The sequence below is a fragment of the Pseudomonas sp. NY15364 genome (genome assembly GCF_048068235.1).
GTDB classification, from domain to species: Bacteria; Pseudomonadota; Gammaproteobacteria; order Pseudomonadales; family Pseudomonadaceae; genus Aquipseudomonas; species Aquipseudomonas mendocina_D.
The window spans coordinates 1-22,105 of sequence record NZ_JBLUPX010000028.1 but is presented as its reverse complement, the minus strand read 5'-3'; the positions used below and the strand labels follow the sequence as shown (position 1 = coordinate 22,105).

General features: G+C 63.2%; 22 protein-coding genes. 13 read left to right on the top strand and 9 right to left on the bottom strand.

The window, feature by feature from the left end; all coding sequences use genetic code 11:
• The first annotated feature begins 50 nt into the window (after positions 1-50).
• From ACNFCJ_RS19330 to ACNFCJ_RS19300, 7 genes are all read left to right on the top strand, one after another.
• Positions 51-1,229, top strand: a complete 1,179-nt coding sequence (locus tag ACNFCJ_RS19330) for an ABC transporter substrate-binding protein (RefSeq protein ID WP_416773108.1) — start codon at positions 51-53, stop codon at positions 1,227-1,229.
• Between the two features lie 201 nt (positions 1,230-1,430).
• Positions 1,431-2,396 (top strand): YVTN family beta-propeller repeat protein, encoded by a 966-nt coding sequence (locus tag ACNFCJ_RS19325; protein ID WP_416773106.1) that lies wholly within the window; start codon positions 1,431-1,433, stop codon positions 2,394-2,396.
• Complete coding sequence (locus ACNFCJ_RS19320; RefSeq protein ID WP_416773105.1) at positions 2,393-3,214, top strand: ABC transporter ATP-binding protein; 822 nt, start codon at positions 2,393-2,395, stop codon at positions 3,212-3,214. Before ACNFCJ_RS19325 ends, ACNFCJ_RS19320 begins: the two co-directional genes overlap by 4 nt.
• A complete protein-coding gene (locus tag ACNFCJ_RS19315) occupies positions 3,214-4,005 on the top strand; it encodes an ABC transporter permease (RefSeq protein WP_416773104.1) in 792 nt (263 codons plus the stop codon). The genes ACNFCJ_RS19320 and ACNFCJ_RS19315 overlap by 1 nt, the downstream gene beginning before the upstream one ends.
• Positions 4,006-4,211: 206 nt before the next feature.
• On the top strand, positions 4,212-4,787 hold the full coding sequence (locus ACNFCJ_RS19310) for a PQQ-dependent catabolism-associated CXXCW motif protein (RefSeq protein WP_416773102.1): 576 nt from the start codon (positions 4,212-4,214) through the stop codon (positions 4,785-4,787).
• 23 nt (positions 4,788-4,810) lie between these two features.
• Positions 4,811-5,476, top strand: coding sequence for a response regulator transcription factor (locus ACNFCJ_RS19305; protein ID WP_017363255.1), 666 nt, complete (start codon positions 4,811-4,813; stop codon positions 5,474-5,476).
• A 154-nt stretch (positions 5,477-5,630) separates the two neighbouring features.
• The gene (locus tag ACNFCJ_RS19300) at positions 5,631-6,050 is read left to right on the top strand and encodes a GNAT family acetyltransferase (protein ID WP_416773101.1); all 420 of its coding nucleotides are present in this window, start codon (positions 5,631-5,633) and stop codon (positions 6,048-6,050) included.
• A gap of 250 nt (positions 6,051-6,300) precedes the next feature.
• Here ACNFCJ_RS19300 and nahK read toward each other — a convergent pair whose 3' ends face one another.
• The 5 genes from nahK to pqqF all read right to left on the bottom strand — a co-directional run bounded on the left by nahK (position 6,301) and on the right by pqqF (position 14,591).
• The gene (gene nahK, locus ACNFCJ_RS19295; RefSeq protein ID WP_416773099.1) at positions 6,301-8,943 is read right to left on the bottom strand and encodes a hybrid sensor histidine kinase/response regulator NahK/ErcS'; all 2,643 of its coding nucleotides are present in this window, start codon (positions 8,941-8,943) and stop codon (positions 6,301-6,303) included.
• Positions 8,873-10,036 (bottom strand): nitric oxide-sensing protein NosP, encoded by a 1,164-nt coding sequence (nosP, locus tag ACNFCJ_RS19290; RefSeq protein ID WP_099523026.1) that lies wholly within the window; start codon positions 10,034-10,036, stop codon positions 8,873-8,875. The genes nahK and nosP overlap by 71 nt, the downstream gene beginning before the upstream one ends.
• A 211-nt stretch (positions 10,037-10,247) precedes the next feature.
• Complete coding sequence (locus tag ACNFCJ_RS19285) at positions 10,248-10,640, bottom strand: hypothetical protein (RefSeq protein ID WP_115291331.1); 393 nt, start codon at positions 10,638-10,640, stop codon at positions 10,248-10,250.
• 71 nt (positions 10,641-10,711) lie between these two features.
• Entirely contained in the window at positions 10,712-11,896 is a 1,185-nt protein-coding gene (locus ACNFCJ_RS19280) for a porin (protein WP_013716061.1), read from the bottom strand.
• Positions 11,897-12,209: 313 nt separating this feature from the next.
• On the bottom strand, positions 12,210-14,591 hold the full coding sequence (gene pqqF / locus ACNFCJ_RS19275) for a pyrroloquinoline quinone biosynthesis protein PqqF (protein WP_416773097.1): 2,382 nt from the start codon (positions 14,589-14,591) through the stop codon (positions 12,210-12,212).
• Positions 14,592-14,775: 184 nt separating this feature from the next.
• Here pqqF and dusA point away from each other — a divergent pair, with 184 nt between their 5' ends.
• On the top strand, positions 14,776-15,768 hold the full coding sequence (gene dusA / locus ACNFCJ_RS19270; protein ID WP_416773096.1) for a tRNA dihydrouridine(20/20a) synthase DusA: 993 nt from the start codon (positions 14,776-14,778) through the stop codon (positions 15,766-15,768).
• Here dusA and ACNFCJ_RS19265 read toward each other — a convergent pair.
• On the bottom strand, positions 15,762-16,064 hold the full coding sequence (locus tag ACNFCJ_RS19265) for a winged-helix domain-containing protein (protein WP_021490573.1): 303 nt from the start codon (positions 16,062-16,064) through the stop codon (positions 15,762-15,764). The genes dusA and ACNFCJ_RS19265 overlap by 7 nt on opposite strands.
• A gap of 195 nt (positions 16,065-16,259) precedes the next feature.
• Here ACNFCJ_RS19265 and tal point away from each other — a divergent pair, with 195 nt between their 5' ends.
• Positions 16,260-17,186, top strand: a complete 927-nt coding sequence (tal, locus tag ACNFCJ_RS19260; protein WP_143507049.1) for a transaldolase — start codon at positions 16,260-16,262, stop codon at positions 17,184-17,186.
• Positions 17,187-17,317: 131 nt separating this feature from the next.
• On the opposite strand, the gene rssC is transcribed toward tal, so the two are convergent.
• Both rssC and rssB read right to left on the bottom strand, forming a co-directional pair.
• Positions 17,318-17,800 carry an anti-sigma factor antagonist RssC gene (rssC, locus tag ACNFCJ_RS19255; RefSeq protein WP_024308595.1) on the bottom strand — a complete coding sequence of 161 codons (483 nt, stop codon included), beginning with the start codon at positions 17,798-17,800 and terminating at the stop codon, positions 17,318-17,320.
• Between the two features lie 8 nt (positions 17,801-17,808).
• Positions 17,809-18,993, bottom strand: coding sequence for a two-component system response regulator RssB (gene rssB / locus ACNFCJ_RS19250; RefSeq protein ID WP_125836675.1), 1,185 nt, complete (start codon positions 18,991-18,993; stop codon positions 17,809-17,811).
• Between the two features lie 214 nt (positions 18,994-19,207).
• Between rssB and ACNFCJ_RS19245 the strand changes: the two genes are divergently transcribed.
• A complete protein-coding gene (locus ACNFCJ_RS19245; RefSeq protein WP_143507045.1) occupies positions 19,208-19,507 on the top strand; it encodes a PilZ domain-containing protein in 300 nt (99 codons plus the stop codon).
• Positions 19,508-19,564: 57 nt separating this feature from the next.
• Here the strand turns inward: ACNFCJ_RS19245 and ACNFCJ_RS19240 are convergent, their stop codons facing one another.
• Positions 19,565-20,269: a VacJ family lipoprotein gene (locus tag ACNFCJ_RS19240; RefSeq protein ID WP_128578485.1), complete on the bottom strand. Its 705-nt coding sequence runs from the start codon at positions 20,267-20,269 to the stop codon at positions 19,565-19,567.
• A 104-nt stretch (positions 20,270-20,373) separates the two neighbouring features.
• On the opposite strand from ACNFCJ_RS19240, the gene ACNFCJ_RS19235 reads away from it, so the two are divergent.
• From ACNFCJ_RS19235 to ACNFCJ_RS19225, 3 genes are all read left to right on the top strand, one after another.
• On the top strand, positions 20,374-20,784 hold the full coding sequence (locus tag ACNFCJ_RS19235; protein ID WP_416773094.1) for an acyl-CoA thioesterase: 411 nt from the start codon (positions 20,374-20,376) through the stop codon (positions 20,782-20,784).
• A 62-nt stretch (positions 20,785-20,846) separates the two neighbouring features.
• Complete coding sequence (locus ACNFCJ_RS19230) at positions 20,847-21,563, top strand: HAD family phosphatase (protein WP_416773092.1); 717 nt, start codon at positions 20,847-20,849, stop codon at positions 21,561-21,563.
• A gap of 116 nt (positions 21,564-21,679) precedes the next feature.
• Positions 21,680-21,946, top strand: coding sequence for a DUF4404 family protein (locus tag ACNFCJ_RS19225; RefSeq protein WP_021490580.1), 267 nt, complete (start codon positions 21,680-21,682; stop codon positions 21,944-21,946).
• The last annotated feature ends 159 nt before the right edge of the window (positions 21,947-22,105 follow it).

The following is a 22,105-nucleotide window of genomic DNA, read 5'->3' as shown; positions in this document are numbered from 1 at the left end:
GAGCTGTAAGCGCTTCCTATGCTGGCGACACCCTCTGCAGGAGTCGTCCCATGCACCGGATCAGTTGCCGCCTGTTGTTCTGTCTCGCTGCCATATTCAGCTTGGTGGCCGAAGCCAGCGCGAACGAGCTGCAGGTGCGCATCGGCTACCTGGCTCATCAACCACCACGCGGGCCTTTGCTGTCCAACGTCATCCCCGAACCGCTGGACGCCGGCCGCCGCGGCGCGGAGCTGGCGATCATCGATAGCAACAGCACCGGGCGCTTCCTCAAGCAGAAGTTCGAACTGCAAAGCGCCGAGAGCGAGGATGCAACGGAGCTGCTCGCCGCCGCCGAACAACAGCATCAGGCCGGCATTCGCCTGTTCGTAGTCAATGCCCCGGCCGCCACCCTGCGCCAGCTCAGCGAGCGCCTGCCGGACAGCCTGCTGCTCAACGCCGGCAGCGCCGACGACGGCCTGCGCCGCGAGCAATGCCTGGGCAACGTGCTGCACACCCTGCCCAGCCGCGCCATGCTGGCCGACGCCCTGGCGCAGTTTCTCGCCGTGCGCAAATGGACACGCTGGCTGCTGGTCACCGGCAGCACCGAGGACGACATCGCCTACGCCGACGCGCTCAAGCGCGCCGCGAAACGCTTCGGCCACAAGATCGTCGCCGAAAAGCCTTGGAGCTTCGACAACGACCAGCGCCGCAGCGCCCAGGCGGAAATGCCTCTGTTCACCCAGGCCAGCGAGTACGACGTGGTGTTGGTAGCCGACGAGCGCGGCGACTTCGGCGAATACCTGCCCTACAACACCTGGTACCCGCGCCCGGTGGCCGGAACCCAGGGCCTTACCCCGACCGCCTGGCACAAAACAGTGGAAACCTTTGGCGCCGCGCAGCTGCAGAAACGCTTCGAGGAGCTGGCCGGACGCTGGATGAACGACCGCGACTTCGCCGCCTGGATGGCCGTGCGCAGCTTGGCCACGGCCGTCACCAAGCAGCGCACCGCCGAGCCGCAGGGCATTCGTCACCTGCTGCTGAACGAACAACTGCCGCTGGACGGCTTCAAGGGCCGCAAGCTGAGCTTCCGCCCGTGGAACGGCGAGCTGCGCCAACCTATTCCTCTGGTGCATCCACGCGCCCTGGTCAGCACCTCGCCGCAGGATGGTTTTCTCCATCCCAGCAACGAGATGGACAGCCTTGGTTACGACCGGCCCGAGGTTGGCTGTGATCTGGCGGGGACGCCTTAGCGGCTCAGTATTCAGCACGATTGCCCAGTGGAAGGAGATGGCCGCAGGCAAAGAAATTCTGTCCCCTCGCCCCTCCGGGGAGAGGGCTAGGGAGAGGGGTAATTTCAGCCCTCTCCCCCAACCCCTCTCCCATAAATGGGAGAGGGGAGCACGCGCACAGGCCAACGCCTTCGCCCCGACAACAACAAGAGGATCAACCCCATGCACCTGACCCGTCTTGCCTGCGCCGTCGCCTTCGGCCTGGCCTGCCACTCAGCCTTCGCCGCCACTGCCTACGTGTCCAACGAGAAGGATGACAGCATCAGCGTCATCGACCTCGACAGCCTGGAAGTCACCGCCACCCTCGATGTCGGCATGCGCCCGCGCGGGTTGCTGCTGTCTTCCGACAACAAGCTTTTGTACATCTGCGCCAGCGACTCGGATCGCGTGCAGGTGATGGATCTGGCCACGCGCAAGATCATCAAGGAGCTGCCCTCCGGCGCCGACCCCGAGCAGTTCGCCCTGCATCCCAATGACCGCTGGCTGTATATCTCCAACGAGGACGATGCCCTGGTCACGGTGGTCGATACCCAGAGCGACGAAGTGCTGGCGCAGATCGAAGTCGGCGTGGAGCCCGAAGGCATGGCGGTGAGTCCCGACGGCAAGTGGGCGGTCAACACCAGCGAAACCACCAACATGCTGCATTGGATCGATACCAGCACCAATCAACTGGTGGACAACACCCTGGTCGACCAGCGCCCGCGTCACGTCGAATTCGACAAGGACGGCAAGCGCCTGTGGGCCTCAGCCGAGATCGGCGGCACGGTGACGGTGCTGGACGTCGACTCGCGCCAGGTGCTCAAGGTGCTCAACTTCGCCATCAAGGGCGTGCACCCGGACAAGGTGCAACCGGTCGGGGTCAAGCTCACCGACGACGGCAAGTACGCCTTCGTAGCCCTCGGCCCGGCCAACCATGTGGCGGTGGTGGATGCCAAGACCTACGAGATTCTCGACTACCTGCTGGTCGGCCGGCGCGTCTGGCACCTGGCGTTCACCCCGGATCAGAAGCGCCTGCTGACCACCAACGGAGTCAGCGGCGATGTCTCGGTGATCGACGTCGATACGCTCAAGGTGACCAAGTCGATCAAGGTTGGCCGCTACCCCTGGGGCGTGGTGGTGACGCCATGAATGCGCTGGAGGTGAGCGGCGTCGGTTTCGCCTATGGCGCCCGCCAGGCGCTCCATGACCTGGCCTTCGAGCTGGCGCCGGGGCGCTTCGGCGCCCTGCTCGGCCCCAACGGTGCCGGCAAATCCACGCTGATCGCCCTGCTCACCCGCCTGTACGACCTGCAGCAAGGCGACATCCGCATCTTCGGCCACAGCCTGCGCGACGAACCGCGCCAGGCGCTGCGCCAGTTGGGTGTGGTGTTCCAGCAGAGCACGCTGGATCTCGACCTGTCGGTGCAACAGAACCTCGCCTATCATGCCGCGCTGCATGGTATGCCCCGTCGCGAGGCGCAGGCGCGTATCGACGAGGAGCTGTTGCGCCAGGATCTCGCTGAGCGCCGTCACGACAAGGTGCGCACGCTCAACGGCGGCCACCGTCGCCGTGTGGAAATTGCCCGCGCCCTGCTCCACCAGCCGCGCCTGCTGCTGCTCGATGAAGCCAGCGCCGGGCTCGACCCAGCCAGCCGCCTGGCGCTGGGCCGACATGTGCGCAACCTGTGCCGCGAGCAGGATTTGTGCGTGTTGTGGACGACTCACCTGCTGGATGAGATCGAGTCCAGCGACGACCTGCTGATCCTGCATCGCGGCGCGCGCGTGGCTTGGGGCAAGGCCAGCCAGTTCGGCGACGACCTGGCCATCAGCTTCGCCCGCCTCACCGGCGACGAGGCGCTTGGCCGTGGCCATGTGCGCGAGGCGCTGCGACCGAAGCGTGCCGGCGAAGTTGGCGATGATGAAACGGCCCCGGTGCGCACCGCGCACCCTACGCGAGGAGCTAGCTGATGACGGCCTACTGGGAATGCCTGCGTGGCATCGTCCTGCGCGAATGGCTGCGCTTCGTGTTGCAGCGCTCGCGCTTTCTCAGCGCCCTGGTGCGCCCGCTGCTGTGGCTGCTGGTGTTCGCCGCCGGCTTTCGCGCCGCCCTGGGCATCGCCATCATCGAGCCGTACGACACCTACATCACCTACGACACCTATATCGTGCCGGGCCTGGCCTGCATGATCCTGCTGTTCAACGGCATGCAGGGCTCGCTGTCGATGGTCTACGACCGCGAGATGGGCAGCATGCGCGTGCTGCTCACCAGCCCGCTGCCGCGCGCCTTCCTGCTGGTGGCCAAGCTGCTGGCCACGGCGCTGATCTCGCTGCTGCAGGTCTATGCCTTCCTCGCCATCGCCTGGGTCTATGGCGTGCAACCACCGGCCTGGGGCCTGCTCGCGGCGCTGCCGACACTACTGTTGGTGGCGCTGCTGCTCAGTGCGCTGGGCTTGCTGCTGTCCAACGGCATTCGGCAGTTGGAGAACTTCGCCGGGGTGATGAATTTCGTCATCTTCCCCATGTTCTTCCTGTCGTCGGCGCTGTACCCGCTGTGGAAGATGCGCGAGTCCAGCGAGTGGCTGTACTGGCTGTGCGCGGCCAACCCCTTCACCCATGCCGTTGAGCTGGTGCGCAACGCGCTGTACCTGCGCCTGCATATCGAGGCACTGCTGATCTGCGCCGGCCTGACGGTATTACTGACGCTGTTCGCTGTGGTCAGCTTCAACCCGCAGCACGCGGCGCTGCGCAAGGCGGGCTGAGCATGATCGTTCCCACGCTTTGCGTGGGAGCAATCAACGTATCCGTAGGGCGGGCGCAACCCGCCAATGGCGCGGCGGCGGGTTGCACCCACCCTACCCACTGACCGCCCTACTACTTTGGTACTGGTTTTCCTCTCCAACGTAGAATTCCCAAGCCCGCGACCATGGCCTGTAATACCGCTACAAAAATAAGTAGAGACCTTGCCATGAAGTACCGTCTGCCCGTGCAAGCAGGCCTGATGCTAGCCTCCCTGCTGTTGGTCTGCGTCGTGCGTGCCGAAGAGCTGTTCGATGCCGACGGCTATCGCAGCAGCCAGTACCGCAGTCCCACGCCGTCCAGCCTGGAAGGCGTACAGATCGTCGATACTCCCGCCCTGCAAAAGCTCCTTGCAGAGCGCCCGGACACCCGCCTGATCGACGTTTATCGACGCCCCTTCGTGCAGGACCGCTTCGTCGAGGACGCGCCCCACTCGAACCTGCCCGGCAGCCTGTGGCTGGCCAACGTCGGCGACGGCAACCTGGCCCCGCAATGGCAGCGCTACTTCACCCACTACCTGCACCAGCAGAGCCGTGGCGACGTGCGCCAGCCCTTCGTATTCTACTGCCGCTCCGACTGCTGGCTGAGCTGGAACGCCGCGCGCCGCGCCCATGCCATGGGCTATCGCCAGCTCTACTGGTACCGTGACGGCGTCGATGCCTGGGAACAGGCCGGCCTGCCCCTGGTACCCGCTCAACCCGCCGAACTGCCTGCTGCTTTCCTCACGCCCACTGCCACACCATAATCACAACAACGAGGTGCAAGGCCATGTACAAGATTCTGATTGCCGACGACCATCCGCTGTTTCGTGAAGCCATCCATAACGTCATCGCCGACGGGTTTCCCGGCAGCGAGATCATGGAAACCGCCGACCTGGACAGCGCCCTGGAGCTGACCCAGAGCCACGACGATCTGGACCTGATCCTGCTCGACCTGAACATGCCCGGCATGCACGGCCTGGGCGGGCTGATGAACCTGCGCAACGAGGCGCCGACCATCCCGGTGGTGATCGTCTCCGCCGAGCAGGACAAGCAGATCGTGCTGCAGGCCATCACCTATGGTGCGGTGGGTTTCATCACCAAGTCCTCGCCACGCGCGCAGATGACCGACGCCATCGCGCAGATTCTCGACGGCAACGTTTATCTACCGCCGGACATCATCCGTTCGCAGAAAAGCGGCAGTTCACGGCAGCACCACGACAACCACAGTATCGCCCCGGAGCTGCTGCAGGCGCTGACGCGCAAGCAACTGTTGGTGCTCGAGCGGATGACCAAGGGCGAGTCGAACAAGCAGATCGCCTACAGCCTGGATATCGCTGAAACCACGGTCAAAGCCCACGTCTCGGCCATCCTGCGCAAGCTGGGCGTGCATAACCGCGTGCAGGCGATTCTCTCGGCGGGCGATATCGATTTCGCCTCCTATCTGCGGCGCTAGCGTCCGACAGGTTAGCTGTCGTTCCCGCGCAGGCGGGAAGCCAGAACCCGAGAAGCACCTGGGCTCCCGCCTTCGCGGGAGTGACGGACGAGGTTGTCCTGACTCCCGTCATCAAGCCGTGCTACAACGGCGGCCTCACCGATTGGAGTCCACCATGCACATCCGCCCCTTCCGGCTCGCTGACGAAGCCGCCGTCATTGATCTCTGGCAACGCTGCGACCTGACCCGCCCGTGGAACGACCCGCACAAGGACATCCAGCGCAAGCTGCAGGTTCAGCCCGAGCTGTTTCTGGTGGGTGAGATCGACGGCAAGCTGGTGGCCTCGGCCATGGCCGGTTATGAAGGCCATCGCGGCTGGGTCAACTACCTGGCGGTGTGCCCCGAGCAACGCCAGCAGGGCCTGGCCCGTCAGTTGATGACGTATATCGAAGAACAGTTGCTCGCTTTGGGCTGCCCCAAGCTCAGCCTGCAGGTGCGCGACACCAACGCAGCGGCATTAGCCTTCTACGAGCGGCTTGGCTACAAGATCGACGCCTCGGTAAGCCTGGGCAAGCGACTGATCGCGGATGACTGACGAGGCGCCCTTATCGTAGCCCGAATGAAATCCGGGGTAGAACGGCGTGATCGTTCCCGGATTGCATCCGGGCTACGGGCTCGCCTCGGTGCGCGCAGCGCACCCTACAGGAGGATCGACGCAGTGTCGTAGGGTGGATCACGCTGTACCGATCCACCGCTGCGGTGGATGTAAAAAGCGACATCCACCCTACAGCTCCTGCGCTCTGCTCGCTCGGGTAAACCGTAGGGTGTGCCGTGCGCACCGGATTTCAAGCCCCTGCCCCACGCTCCATCAAATGACTCATCGCCGCCTTCAGCTTCATCGGCCGCACCGGTTTGTGCAGCAGGCTATGGCCCAGCTCGCGCATCTGCTGCTTGAGCTCGTTGCTGTAGTTGGCGGTGATCATCAGCGCCGGTAGCGGCGTACTGCGTCGGGCGTTGATCTGCGCCACGGCGTCGACGCCATTGCGCTCGTCGTCGAGGTGGTAGTCGGCGATCAGCAGGTCGGCTTCGGCGTGGTAGTTGTCCACCTGGCACGCCAGGTCTTCTTCACTCAGCGCAGTCACCACCCGGCAGCCCCAGCCTTCGAGCAGGGTGCGCATGCCGGCGCAGATCGCCGCGTCGTTATCCAGCACCCAGACCCGCGCGCCGCTGAGGCGTTCGAGCAACATATCCGGGCTGTCCTGCACGGCACGCACACGCGGCGCGCGGCGGGTAAGCGGCACCTCAACGGCAAACATCGAGCCCCTGCCCTGCTGCGACGCTACGCGGATGCGATGGCCGAGCATGCCCGCAATCTTCTCGACGATCGCCAGGCCCAGACCCAGACCGCGATCCTGCTTGCGCTGCACGTTATCACCGCGTTTGAACTCCTGGAAAATCTCCACCAGCTTGTCCTGGGCGATACCGATGCCGGTGTCCCAGACTTCGATGGACAGGCTGTTGCCGCGCCGTCGACAGCCCAGCAGGATGCGCCCGCTGGCGGTGTAGCGAATGGCGTTGCTGAGGAAGTTGCGCAGGATCCGCGCCAGCAGTTGCACGTCGCTGCGCACCAGGGCCGAGCTGGGCAGGTAATCCAGGCGCAGGCCTTCGCTGCGGGCGATCTGGTGATACTCGGCGGCCAGGTTCTCCAGCAGCTCGCTGACGGCGAATGGTGCGATATCAGGCTTGATCACCCCGGCATCGAGCTTGGAAATGTCCACCAGCGTGCCGAGCAGACTTTCCACGTCTTCCAGCGAGTTGCTGACGTTGCGCACCAGCGGCGCACAGCCTGACAGGTCGCGTTTCTCCAACAAGGCACTGGTGAACAGCCGCGCGGCATTGAGCGGCTGAAGCAGGTCATGGCTGACCGCGGCGAGGAACTTGGTCTTGGACAGGTTGGCCTGCTCGGCCTCGCCCTTGGCATCACGCAGGCGCGCTTCCATCTGCGTGCGCTCGTCGATCTCGCGGCGCAGCTGGTCGTTCACCGTGGTCAGCTCGGCGGTGCGCTCGCGCACGCGCTGTTCCAGGTGTTGATAGGCCTGGTGCAACGCCTCGGCGGTGCGGCGACGCTCGGTGATATCGCGGATCAGCACGAAGATGCCGACCACCTCACCACTGGCCTGACGGTTGGGCACGTAGGAACGCAACATGTAGCGCTCCTGGCCGTTGTGGTTGGTTTCGGCGAATTCGAAGGTCACGCTCTCGCCGGACAGCGCCAGTTCGACGTAGGGCTCCAGGCGCTGGCAATGCTCCTCGCTGTGTACTTCGCGCAGGCTCTGGCCGAGCATCGCACCGCGTGGCCAGCAGTACCATTCCTCGTAGACCTTATTGGTGAATTCGTAGACCAGATCGGCTGACAGATAGGCGATCAGCGCCGGCACGTGGTCGGTGATCAGGCGAATCCAGCGCTCGCTGTCGCTCAGCGCCTGGGCCTGGCGATGGCGCTCGGTGATATCGGTGAAGGTATTGACGAAGCCGCCGGTGGGCAGCGGATGAGTACGCACTTCCAGCATGCGCCCGTCGAACAGACGCACCTCCACCTGGCGCAGCGGTTTGCCGCTGGCGTCGCGGCTGTCCGGGGTCAGCGGCTCAAGTTCGCTTTCCTCCATCACTTCGGCGAACGGCCGATGGGCGTTGATCGGCGCCAGCCCGCAGAGTTCGAGGAAACGGTGGTTCCACAATTCCAGCGCGCCCTCGGCATTGACCATGGCCATGCCCTGCGACAGGTTGTCGACCGCGCGCTGCAGCAGGCGCGACTTCTGCGCCAGGGCCTGCTCGCGGCGTAGCGCCTCGCTCTGCTTCACCTCGGTGATGTCGGTATAGAGGATCACCAGCCCGCCCTCGCGGGTCGGCCGCTCGCTGACCTGGACCCAGCGCCCGTCCTGCAGGCGGAACAGGCTCGGCTCGCCCTCCTTGCCCAGCTGCGCCTCCACCACCAGGCCGGTGCTGCGGCTCAGCCGGCGAATCTCCTCCAGCCGCGTACCGGTGCCGATGCGCGCGCGGCTGCGCGCCCACAGCGCCTTGAAGCGACTGTTGAACAGCACGATGCGCTGGCGATCATCGAACAGCACGAAGGCGTCGGAAATGCTCTCGATGGCGTCGATCAAATGCTGGTGCGCGGTCTCGGCCCGCAAGCGCGCATCGCTGAGCAGTTGGTTGCTGGATTTCAGTTCGGCCATCGCCTGGTTCAGCGCGTCGGTGCGCTCGCGCACCTGTTCGGACAGCACCACCGAATGCTGGAAGGCCGCGTAGGCGTCATCGCCACGGGAATGGATCGACTCGACCCGCTCGATCAGCGCGGCGTTGATGCGCCTGAGCTTGGCGTTCTCCTGCTCCAGCGCCGTACAGCGTGCCTGCAGCTCAGCGCTCGGCACGCCCAACAGGTCGGCCAATGGCGACACCGGTAAAGGTCTGGTTGATGTGCATGCCATTGAACTGCTCTCCGTAGGTGTTGAAGCCGATCACCCGCTGCTGGCGCAGCAGTGTGGCGACCGACTCGACGCCGCCATCGTTCTCGATCTCCAGGCGGCGCAGGAAGCAGTCGCAGCCGATGGTCAGCAGCAGAGGACCGAGGCGCTGCTCCAGTCCGGCGAACAGCTGCGCAAGGTTCGGCAGCAAGGGCCCGGGGTGCATGGCGGTAAGGACGATGCCGTTCTCCACCGCGCAGTAGAAGGTCAGACTGAGGTCGTCGTGCACCTGCTGGATCGAACGCACGTAGTAGTGATCGCTGATTCGCACTGCCAGCGGATAGGCGGCGAACGCGCGCAGATCCAGCGCCTCGACCGGCACACCGATCAGCTCGGCATATTCCTGCGCGGCCGGTGCGGCATTGAGTTCGTACACCCGGCGCGTGGCGCTGTCGGCGCGGGTCACCACCAGCTTTTCCGCACTGGGCTGGATGTGATGGGTGCTGAACACCTCGAACTCCAGCCAGGTGTTGAACAGCACCACCACCGCCGCACCGCTGTGGAAGCGCCCGCCGTGATAGACGTGGGTATGGGTCAGGTGATTGTCGTCACCGGCCGAGCCGCCGAAGTGCGGGATGCTGCCCAGCGCCGCGCTGAGTGCGCCTAGAACCAGTTCTTCGCGGCTGGAAAGACCGTCGAGCAGGGTCAGGGCGAAGCTGTGACCCTTGATCGAGGCCAGCTCGTTGCTGCGGCAATTCTTGACCAGACCATCGACCAATTGCTGCGCATCGAGCAGATTGAAGCGCTCCATCTCGTCGATCAGTACGCTGGCGATGGAGAAACAGCGCAGGTCGAATCCCAGTGCCACCACGCAACCACGGTCGTAGCCCTGCGGGGTGATTTCGCCGGCGCTGGTGCAGCCGACCAGGCTGACACCGCCGAAATGGGCCTCCAGCGCCTGGCCCAGACCGTCGAGATCGTACTCGGCCGAGCAGAAGAACAGCACGAAGCCGAGATAGGGATGGATCAGCTGGCGTGCCAGTTCCTGAGCGGCCAATTCCACATCCTTCGTGCTGGAGACGGCGCTAAGCACGCCCTCCGACTGTTCCAAGGCCATATCACGCCCCAATTCACGTGCTGATCATGGGGAAATTCTACGAAGCCGGCGCTGCCCGCCCCATGCTACTTGAGTACTGGGTAGTAGATCCGTAGGACGTACTCGCGAAGCAGTACGGCGGCGCCAAGGGCAATCGAGGGATGCGATCCCGGATTTCATCCGGGCGTCTTCATGAACGGGGAACTGCTGCTGCGCATGCGCGCCATCGCTCTTACAGAGCCGGCCAGAACATCAGGGTCAACACGAACATCCCGGCGTAGAAGCCGATCTCCAGGGTTTCCGTCCACGGCTGGATACGCTTGATCGCGCCATGCACATGCACCAGCATCATCAGCAGGGCCACCGCGGCCAAAACCTCGAAGGTGGTGTGCAGCGCTTCACCAGTCAGCGCGGCGCGCAGCATCAGCGCCTCGACGATCAGGATGAAGGCGCCCAGGCAGCGCCCGAAGTACACCGCGAGGTCGATGTCCTGCGGGATGCGCCAGCGCATCAGGCGCGCCCAGGTCAGCGGCAGGAGGAAGATGGGGAGCGCGAAGACCAGCGTGGTGCTGATCGCCAGCACCAGCAGATAGGTTTGAGCCGATTCGCTCCAGAGTCCGATCATTGAATTCTTCCTTTCGATTCATAAAAGAACGGGAGACCCATGGGCCTCCCGTCGTCCGCAAGCCATGTGGCTTACCAACTGAGTACCGCACCCACGGCGAAGGTGTCGGTGTCCTCGTTCAGACCACTGCCAGCGGCGGCGTCGATCTGGTACTGGTTGTACTCGGCGACCAGCTTGAGGTTGTCGTTGATGGTGCGGAAGTAGGCGATGCCACGAGTCTCGTAGTCCGCTGCCACGCCCAGGCCGTTGCCGTCGTCCTCGGTCTTGCCATAGGACAGCGCCACGCGGTTCTTGCCCCAGGTGTAGGATCCCTGCAGCAGGTAGCCGTCACTGTCGATGTCACGCAGGGTCGGCTCGCCCAGGTTGTTGGTGAAGAACGGGTTGATGCCCTTGGCCTGGAAGCCCGAACCAGTCAGCGACAGGCCGCCGAACTTGGCCTGCACGCCATAGCCGAGGCCCTTGGAGGTGACCTTGTCGACGGTGTCGTCGGTGTTCTCGGAGGTCTGGTAGGCACCGTTGACCCAGGTGTAGATGGTCGAACCGCCCAGATCGAACTGGTAGCTGACTTCCGATTCGAAGCGCGGGTTTTCCTGGTAGGCCTTGCCGGTCGGGCTGTCGTCGTTGGTGTCGACCGGGTCCATGATGCCCACCGCCACACGCAGGCCTTCGGCCAGGTTGTTGTTGCGGTAGGTGATCTGCGAGGTCGGGAACGGATACGGGTAGCCGGTGCCGATATTGCCGAAGGACACGCCGTTGCCGTCCACCAGGCCCAGGGTGTCGGAGACGTTGCCGTACCCGGCCAGCAGCTCATCGAGGAAGATATTGGAGCGCGAGAACAGGCCGAAGTCCTTGCCCACCAGCACTTCGCCCCACTCCGGGCTGGAAACGGTGCCGTAGAACTGACGGACGTCGATGGCAGTATCGGTGCCATTGGTTTCGCTGTCGTTGATGGTGACCCAGAAGGACGAGCGGCCGGTCAGCTTCAGATCATCGATCTGCTTGCCGAAGTTGAAGCCGATCCAGTTGGGCAGAAAGCCCATCTTCACCCGCGATTGACGGCGGTCGAACTGCTCGCCATCACGGTCCACGTCGCTGTTGACGTAGAAGGCGTTGATGTAGCCGTCGGTGGAGAAAGTGGTGTCGTCCTTGTCGTACAGGACGATCTCGGCGGCGGCCTGCTGCGCAGTCGCCAGGGCGACGGCCGTAGCCAGGGTCAGGGGCAGAAATCGAGTGATGGCGATCTTGTTGTTGTGCATAACGCTCTCCGCTTGAGTGGCGACCGCCGGGGCAGTCGTGTCGGAGGCGATTATCGAAAGCAGGTCCGGCGGGCCATACGCTGCCTTGGCAGCGATTCACTGCTGCTTTGGCCGGGCGCTACCGGCCCGCTCCCGCCGGCTCGCGACCGACTTGCTACCGGTAGCGGGAGAAAGGTCGTAGTACCGGGCCAGCCCTAGGGCGTAGACGCGCACGCAAAGCGCTGTGAAAAGGGAAATCGGCAAACGTCTGCAGGCAGACGCAAAACGCCCAGGCCTGCATATCAGAATGGAGAGCGGGAGGAAAACGGTGTAGTTAGGCCGGCGACGGTGCTCCGCTGGCGAGTACGCGCCAGTCGCGGGCGCCTAGCAGCTGCTCATGTGCCAGGAGCAGATCGTTCGCGGTCAGGGCCACCAACGCTTGCTGCACCCGTTGCAGGTGCACCTCGGGCAAGCCTGCCAGATGCAGCTGCCATAGCTGCTCGGCACGCGGCAGATTGGCCTTGGCCGGGCTCAGCGCTGGCAGCAAGGCATCGCGATACCGCGACACGGCCGTATCGTCCAGTGCTGCGAGCAACTGACGCTGCTCGCCCAGAAAGACGCGGATATGCTCGAAGATACCGGCCGCCTCGCAGACGGGTGACTGCAGGGCAAACAACAGGCCCCGGCAACCCTCGACCTGACGGAAACCGGCGAACAGCGCGTAACCCAGTTGCAGCTCACCACGCAGGCGCTGATAGAAACGCCCCTGCAACACCTGGCCAAGCAGACGCCAGGCAGCCTCGGTGCAGGCATCGACGGCAGGCAAGGGACAGAACAACAGCAACGCGGCATCCGCACTTGGCTGCGCGACCTGGTGCCAGTCGACTCCAGTCTCGATACACGACGCGGGCGACAGATCCGTAAGCGCCTCGACAGCCATGCACGACTCATTCAACTGCGCCTGCTCGCGCGCCCCAAGCCCAACACTCAGCCCTTCCAGTCGAGAGGTCTTAGGTAGTTCGCAGAGCTGCGGCAAACGTTGCAGCAGCGCCCGCAACAACATGCCCTGGGAATCGGGCTCGACTGGTTCATCCCGCGCGGCCAACAGTAGCGGTACCAGCAAAGCACTGAAGGTCGGCAATAGTGGTGCCGGCCCGCGCAATGAGAGACTCCAGCCAGCAGCTTGTACGCTCAGCTGGCAGGCGATGCCAAGCCGCTCACCGCGCCAGCGCAGATCGGCGCTGCGCGCCAGCAATCCCGCTTCGATGGCCGCAGCGTCGCCCGCCGCCGCACGAGGGCCACGCCAGTAAAGCGCAGCCGGCCCACCCTCCACCTGCCCCGGATGATGTCGTAGCGCGGCCAATGGCAAAACGGCCGATGCCACGGCAGCGCCGGCCAGCAACGGATCATTGCCAGGCAGCCGCCAGGGATGGTTCGAAATTGGGGTTGGCGATGGCATCGGCAAGGCCTGCAATGGCAAATCCAATCCAATTGCCGGCCACGGCGGCTGCGCCTGCTCGCAGCACTGCAGTTCGATCAGCCCATCACCGCGAGCCAGGCGAGCCAGCACGGCATTCAGGTCGTGCAAGGTATGGCTATCGTCCTGAGCAGACGACTGCAGTTCCCTGGCCGCCGCCAACGGGCTGAGCCCAAGCAACCTGAGCGTTGCTGCCTGCTGCTGGTGCTGCAGTCGCAATGACCAATCTGTATCGCCCTGCAACTGCGCGGCCCAACTCTGCACGGCGGCGCGCACTGAGGCGCCCTGCTCCGCGCTGGCGCCAGGAAAGTCCAGACGCAGCAGGCATTGCCCACCGTGCTGATACAGCACCCGCGCCTGCAACTGCCGGCACAATTGCATCGCGCGCAAGCCGTCGAGCAAGCCGCCGGGCGTAGGGTCCTGCAAGGCATCCAGCAACAGATCCAACGATGCGTTCAGGTCGCGGGTGTCGAGCTGCACGGCAAGCCCCAGGTACACACCAGAGCGACTGTGTTGCAGATGCAGGCACGGCGCTCGCAGCGGCAGCAGGTCCGGCGGCGGAGCGGAACAGGCGTCGCCCTCGCCTGCCGGCAACGCTCCAAGCAGCGCCTCGGCGATATCCAGCAACTGCTCGGCCGGTTGTGGCCCGACCAGGGTCAGGCTCATATGCCGAGCCTGGTAGTGACGTTGGTGATGATCACGCAGCGCCCGCTGAAATTCCGCAGATTCCACAGCCAGCGTGCTGCGATCACCGGCCAGGAACGCGCCGCAGCGATGCCCAGCGGCTAGCGCCTGGCCCAGCGCATGATCGATGCGACTGTCGGCATCCTGGCTGCGTGCTTGGTATTCGGCGTGCAGCACCTCGCGCTCACGCAGCTGCGCGTCGATCGCCAGCAAAGGCTGGCCAAGCATATCCAGCAGACGTGTCAGCGCTGGCTGCAGCAACTCGGCCGGCACCTCGCAGACGAAATCGGTGTAACGCGCCTGAGTCGAGGCATTGACCAGCCCGCCATGGCGCTGGACGAAAGCCATCAACCCCTGGTCGACCGGGTAATCGCGGCTACCAAGAAACAGCAGATGTTCGAGAAAGTGCGCCAGGCCCGGATAGGCCTGCGGCTCGTCATGACTGCCGGCGGCCACACGCAGACACAACCCTACCTGCTGCGCCCAGGGCTGCTGCTGCGCTCGCAGCTCGGCGCCATTGGCCAGTCGCCGGGTAACGGGAGCTTGATCAGACATTGATGGTTCTCTGGGCAGCTTGCCGCCAAGCGTGCCCCTTGCACCACGGTCCGGCAATGCTGCTTTGGGCCTAGACAAGCCGACACATTGGTACAAAAGCCCTCCTATGGCCGGCAACAAAAGCCCGTCCCGCGCGGGCTTGCTGTTAGAATAAGCAGCCTTTTTCAGCCCGTCACAGCGTCCCATGTCCCAGGATTCCAACCGCCTCGCCCTTTCCCGCCGCTTTTCCGTCGCCCCGATGATGGATTGGACGGACCGTCACTGCCGGTTCTTTCTCCGTCAGCTGTCGCGTCATGCCCTGCTCTACACCGAGATGGTCACCACCGGCGCGCTGATCCATGGCGACCGCGAGCGTTTCCTGCGTTACAGCGAGTGCGAACATCCGATTGCCCTGCAGTTGGGCGGCAGCAACCCGCAGGACCTGGCGACCTGCGCGAAGATGGCCGAAGAACATGGCTATGACGAAGTGAACCTGAACGTCGGCTGCCCCAGCGACCGGGTGCAGAACAACATGATCGGCGCCTGCCTGATGGGCCATCCGGCGCTGGTCGCCGACTGCGTGAAGGCCATGCAGGACGCCGTGAGTATCCCGGTGACGGTCAAGCACCGCATCGGCATCAATGGCCGTGACAGCTACGCCGAACTGTGCGATTTCGTCGGCCAGGTGCGCGATGCCGGCTGCCGCAGCTTCACCGTGCATGCGCGCATCGCCATCCTCGAAGGCCTGTCACCGAAGGAAAACCGTGAGATTCCGCCGCTGCGCTACGACATCGCCGCGCAGATCAAGCAGGACTTCCCAGATCTGGAGATCATCCTCAACGGCGGCATCAAGACCCTCGAGGAATGCGAGCAGCACTTGCAGACCTTCGATGGCGTGATGCTCGGCCGCGAGGCCTATCACAACCCCTATCTGCTGGCGCAGGTGGACAGCCGCCTGTTCGGCGCCGCAGACACGGGTATTTCCCGCATGGACGCTCTGCTCGCACTCAAACCCTACGTCGAGCAGCACCTACGCGAGGGCGGCACCCTGCATCACGTCAGCCGTCACGTACTGGGCCTGGCCCAGGGCTTCCCCGGTGCCCGACGTTTCCGCCAGCTGCTGTCGGTGGACATTCACAAGGTGCAAGACCCGCTGGCGCTGCTCGATCAGGCAGCCGAACTGCTACGCGGTCATTGATCCGGCGCGCTCAGGCGATAGCGGCTACGCCCCGTCGTCTGCACCAGGCCATTCTCCTCCATACGCCGCAGCACCTGGCGCACGCTGACCAGCGACAGTGGTTCGCCGGCCTCATTCAATTGCTGGTGGAGTGCGCGCGCGGATATTCCCTGCTCGTCATTGGCGCTGCACAGCGCCTCCACCACCTTGAGCCGGGGCATGCTGAAGCGCAGCCCGGCGGCCTGTAGCCACTCACGACACTGACGCGTATCCAGGCCAGCGGAAACTGAACGAGAAAGCTGGGTTTGGGTCGACATATTCGGGCTCCTTGGCAGCTCGTCTACAGTCGGACTCCACCGACTTCGGCACGTTCTTAAGCACCGTTATAGATAAAGACGAACGAGCCGGTAAAAAGCGCAGCCCGAAAAGGTAAATATTGTCAGTGACCCGACCGTTGAGCGCCCGCTGCGCCTCGGGTAAGGTCATGCCATCTGCAACGACAAGGCCTCGTCATGACCTCCAAGCTGGAACAACTCAAGCAGTTCACTACCGTAGTCGCCGACACCGGTGACCTAGACGCAATCGCTCGCCTGCAACCGGTGGATGCCACCACCAACCCCTCTCTGCTGCTCAAGGCGGCAGCCCTTCCTCGCTATGCCGATCTGCTGAATCAGGCCATGAGTGCTGGCAAGGGTGACCTGGGGCTGGCCTGCGATCATTTCGCGGTCGCCGTCGGCCAGGAGATCCTCAAGGTCATCCCGGGACGCATTTCCACCGAAGTCGATGCGCGCCTGTCGTTCGACACCGACGCGACCCTGCGCCGCGCCGAGCGCCTGATCGGCCTTTACGAAAAAGCGGGCATTGGCCGCGAGCGCGTACTGATCAAGATCGCTTCGACCTGGGAAGGCATCCGCGCCGCGGAGCAGCTGGAAAAAGCCGGCGTGCAGACCAACCTGACCCTACTGTTCGCCTTCGCCCAGGCGCAGGCCTGCGCCGATGCCGGCATATTCCTGATCTCGCCGTTCGTGGGGCGCATCTACGATTGGTACAAGAAGGCCGAGGGCCGTGATTTCGTCGGCAGCGAAGATCCAGGCGTGCAATCGGTCACGCGCATCTACGACTACTACAAGGCCAATGCCTACGACACCGTGGTGATGGGTGCGAGCTTCCGCAACATCGGCCAGATCGAAGCCCTGGCGGGTTGTGACCGCCTGACCATCAGCCCCGAACTGCTGCAGAAGTTGGCAGAAGACGAGGGCCAGCTCACTCGTCAACTCGCCCCTGGCGCTGCCGGCGAACCGCGCCAGAGCCTCAATGAAGGCGGCTTCCGCTGGGCCCTGAACGAGGATGCCATGGCTACCGAGAAGCTGGCCGAGGGCATCCGCCTGTTCGCCCGCGATCAGGAAAAACTCGAAGCCCTGCTGGCCGCCAAGGCCTGAATGACAAAGGGGGCGTCAGCTTGGCTGACGCCTCTTTTCATTGCGAGTTAGAAAGTAGAGCGCGTTGTGCGCACCAGCGACTTTATCGGCAGATATCGGTGCGCATAGCGCACCCTACGGAAAGCGATCAATCAATGCCGTTCGAGCGCACTGACCAGGTCGTGGAACGCTTCGCGGTTGGAGTCGTTGAGCCCCATCAGGATGCGGTGCGCTTCCAGCACCTTGGCCTTGACCACCTCTTCGGATTGATCCTGCGACGGTAGATCATCCAGGCATTCCGGGCACGGGATTGGCCGATCGACGATGTTGAACACCTGGTCGAAGCCCATGGACTCCAGCAGGCGCGTGATGTCGTCGTGAGTGGTGACAACGGTCGGCAATAGACCAACCTTCTGCCGCGACAGAATGGACAATTTCGCCAGCAAACCGAGGGTCGTGCTGTCGATACTGCGAGTTTCGGTCAAGTCGATGACGATGGCCGAAAAATTCAACGCGGTGAAAATCTTTTCAATCGTGGCATCCAGTGCTGAACACAACGTCAGACGGACTTCACCGACAAACTTCAGGACGAAGGTTCCATCCTGCTCGGCGAATTGGATGCGACCGGGGCTTATCCCAGGATTCATGCAAGGTTCCTGCTCAACACCAGCAAGGCGATATCATCCGGCATCTCGCCCAGATTGGCCAGACCGAGAACTTGACGCAAACCACCCAGCGTACCGCCAGCCTGGCTAACCAGTTGTGGCAACGCCAATTCCTTCTCTTTCAGCGTGTCACCCGGCAGCAGGTCGAGAATGCCATCGGACAGCAGCGTCAGGCTGAAAGACTCTGGCAACTGCATTTCCAGATCACCGTATTCGGCTTCCTCGAACAGGCCGACTGGCAGGCCACGGCCTTCCAGGTAGCGCGCCTGGCCATTCTCGAACAGCACCGGCAGCGGCAGATGCCCGCCGATGCTGTAGGTGAGCATGCCGCTCTCCTCGTCGATCACACCGCCGAGCATGGTCACGTGCTTGCCCAGCTTGCAGTTGATCAACCCGCGATTGATGTGGCCGAGTACATCGGAGGGTTTGAATTCCGGTAACGTGCCGCCACGCCGCCACTCGTAGAGCAGGCGCGTGGTCATGAACTTGAGCAGCACGGTGACGAATGCCGACGACGCACCATGGCCGGAGACATCGGCCAGATAGAACGCGATGCGTCGCTCGTCGATACGGAAGTAATCGACGAAGTCACCGGACAGGTACAACGACGGGATGATCTGGTGCGCGAAGTTCAGGCCGTCAGCCTGCCAGGGCGTCACCGGCAGCATGTTCATCTGCACCTGACGGCCGGCGTTCTGGTCCTCCTGCAACAGGTGCAGGCTAGCCTGGAGCTCACGATTGGTCGCTTCCAGCTTCTCACGATAGAGCTGGTTCTCGACGCGCAGACGCGCACGGTCCAGCGCACGGCGCACCGAATGCTCCAGCACCGCCAGGTCTTCGAGAGGTTTGATCAGGTAATCGGCAGCGCCGAGACGCAGGGCTTCGACAGCATCGGTCATCACACCGGCGCCGGAAACGACGATCACCGGCACCTCGACACCCAGTGCGTTGATACGACGAATCAGTTCAAGACCGTCGACCTGCGGCATGCGCAGGTCGCAGATCATCAGGTCGGGGCCTTCCTGCTGGAACACTTCCAGCCCCTGCAAACCGTTGTTGGCCTGCAACACCTTGAAGCCGCTGTCCTCGAGGTAGGCCGCGAGGCTTGCACGTACGACATCGTCGTCGTCAATGATCAGCAGAGTGGCACTGGTTTTGTGCATGGGGTATCCAGGCAAACTGCGCCAGGGCAATTTTTGGTCACTGCCCGTGGCGCGGCGCTGCATCTATGGCGCCAGGGCGATTTCAAGGGGCAGACGGTACTCCCATCTGCCGGCCGATTCAAGCCGGGACCGGTCGTCGTTCGGCGGCTTTACAGGTCAAATCGACGAGGGTTATAAGAGCCGCGGGAGAGCTCATAAGAAGAGGACAGGGTCCATGAGTCAGAACGATCGAGCGTACAGCGAGAAACGCGACTACATCCGCATGCGACTGGAAGCTGCAGTCGTCCTCCATCATGCTGGCCGGGAAATTCCTGCACTGTGCCTGGATCTTTCCAGTACTGGCATGCAAATCGAGGCTGAAGCGGCCTTGAGCATGGGAGACAAGGTCAAGGTCCATATCCCTTCAGAACACAGCGAACTCGCCGGCCTCGACGCCCAGGCCGAAGTGGTTCGGATCAGCGATCTGGGCGACGGTCGTCAATCGCTGGGCTTGGCAATCATATCCATGAGCTGAAATCTGCATTTACGAAAAAGGCGGCTCTAGAGCCGCCTTTTTTGCATCTATCAGGACTTAGAAGTCGTCTTCAACCTGCCCATCTTTCACCTTGAACTCACGGCTCTGCAAGTAGGCGTTGCGAATGAAGATGTACTTATCGCCGCTGATCAGGCGCTCGGCCTGCAGCAGGCTGGCCCGGGTATCGAGCACCTGGACGCCACGAGTGACGTTACGGGTCGGCACATGGTCGATGTACGGATAGGGGGTCAGGAAGCTATCCGGTACACGCCCGGCAGCGTCGCGCACGGTGCTTGGGCCAAGAAACGGGATGACCAGATACGGGCCGCTTTCCAAACCCCAGACACCTAGGGTCTGACCGAAATCTTCGTTGCTCTTCTGCAGGCCCATGTGTTTCGCCACGTCGAAGAAGCCCAGCACACCGAAGGTGGTGTTGAAGATCAGGCGACCGGTATCGACGCCGGCGTTGTGCAGCTTGCCCTGCAGCAGGTTGTTGGCCAGGTTGCCAACGTCGCCGATGTTGCCAAACACGTTGTGTACGCCATCTTCGAGAAATTGCGGCGTGACCGCCCGGTAACCCTGGGCGATCGGCTTCAGCGCATAGGTATCGACGGTATCGTTGAAACGGAAGATGGGACGATTGAAACTTTCCCAAGGATCTTCTTCCGAAGCGGCCTGACTCATCGCAGGCAGCAGGCTGAGGCCGACGAGGGCCATCAGGCCACCCAGGCGCGCGATCCAGCGAGCACCGATCACATGCATTTAAATCTCTCCTTGAGGAAAATAATGTGGCCACCGCCAGCGGGCCGAATGCCGCGTAGTATAAAGCCTGGAGCCCTGATTGGGCAGCATAGCGAAGAAAAGCGATGACCGACGAAACCTTGCTGCACACCGCACACATCCCCGTACGCTGGGGCGACATGGACAGCTACGGGCACGTCAATAACATCATCTACATGCAATACCTGGAAGAAGCCCGTGTCGCCTGGTTCGAGCTGGCCGGCGTAGCCATGAGCAACGTGCCATTCGGCCCGGTGGTCCTGCAAACCCAGCACACCTATCTGAAACCGGTGATCCACCCCGCCACCGTGGTGGTGGAACTGAGAGCAGGCGCAGTTGGGCGCAGCAGCCTGGTGATCGAACACCGGCTGCGCACCGTCGAAGCCCCGCTCACGGTCTACGGTGAGGGTTACTGCAAACTGGTATGGATCGACCATGAGAGTGGCAAGTCGGTAGCCCTGCCGGAGCATGTACGCGCTCTGTTCGACGTCATCTAGCGGTCACATTACGGTCATCCGCTGGCGCTAGATTGGCCTAGGCCAATGCCACGGATGATCCCATGCCCTCCCCCTGCACCGCCCTGATCTTTCAACTGTCCGGCTGCCTGGTCGACTTCGGCGCCCGCACGCTACCCGTCGCACTGCAGCGGCTGCACCCCGAGTGCACGCGCGCAAGCCTCGTCGGTACGCCGCAGCAGGCGCTGGATGCCTGGCTAGGCAAGCCGGCAACCGCAGCACAACTGCAAGCGCTACAGCAGACGCTGAGCGAGGTGGCCGGCGACCATGCCGAGCTGACCCCAGGTGCTGCACAGTTGCTGCAAAGCCTGCATGCCAATGGCACGCCCTGCGCCTGGCTGGACGATCTACCAGCTGACGCCAGTCTGCGCCTGGCAGAAGCGTTACCCACGTCCATCGAAGCGGTGCTGGCGCGTCAGGCCAGGCCATGGCCGGCGCCAGACAGCTGCTGGCAGGCATTGAGCCAGCTGAACGTCGAGCGCCTGGATGGTTGTGTAGTCGTCAGCGGTAATCCGCTATTGCTGCAAGCCGGGCTCAATGCCGGCTGCTGGACCATCGGCCTGGCCGCCTGTGGGCCACTGTGCGGCTACGCCCTGGCCGACTGGCAGGCACTGGACGCAAGCGAGCAGAAACACCTGCGCGCCGAGGCCACGCTGCTGCTCTATCGTCTGGGCGTGCATTCGGTGGTCGATCACCTGGGAGAAATCGAGGCCAGCCTGGACGATATCGGCGTACGCCGGAGCAAAGGCGAAAAGCCCTGAGACTTTGACTCGGATCAGGCAAAGCCGGCCCGCTTGGATTAACCTTCAGGTACGGGTTGAAAACTTCCAGCGCAGCTGGGGGTCAATGCCTAAGCTGATTCGAAAAGGAGAACTCTATGCCAGCAAGCGACCTGCAGCAGCAACTGGAAGCCCTCCAACAACACCTGGCCCAGGACACGCCGCTCAGCGAGGAAGAACGCGCATCGCTCTACCTGCTAACCCAGGAAATCGAAGTGCAATTGGCGCGTGAAGCCGCCTCAGCGCCCGACGCCACGCTGGTCGATGGCGTCAATCTGGCGGTGGAACGTTTCGAGGCCAGCCACCCCACCCTCGCCGGCACCCTGCGCAATATCATGCAGAGCCTGGCCAATATGGGCATCTGAATGCCCTGCCCCGGCTAACATCGAGCAACTCAGGAAAATGCCGCCTGGTTTCAGACTGTGTGAAAACGTTCTGAACTGACCGGTTCAATACAAACGCCCCGATTGATTCGGGGCGTTTGTGTTTTTACTGGTGCAATGATGCAAAGTGCAGCGCTCAGG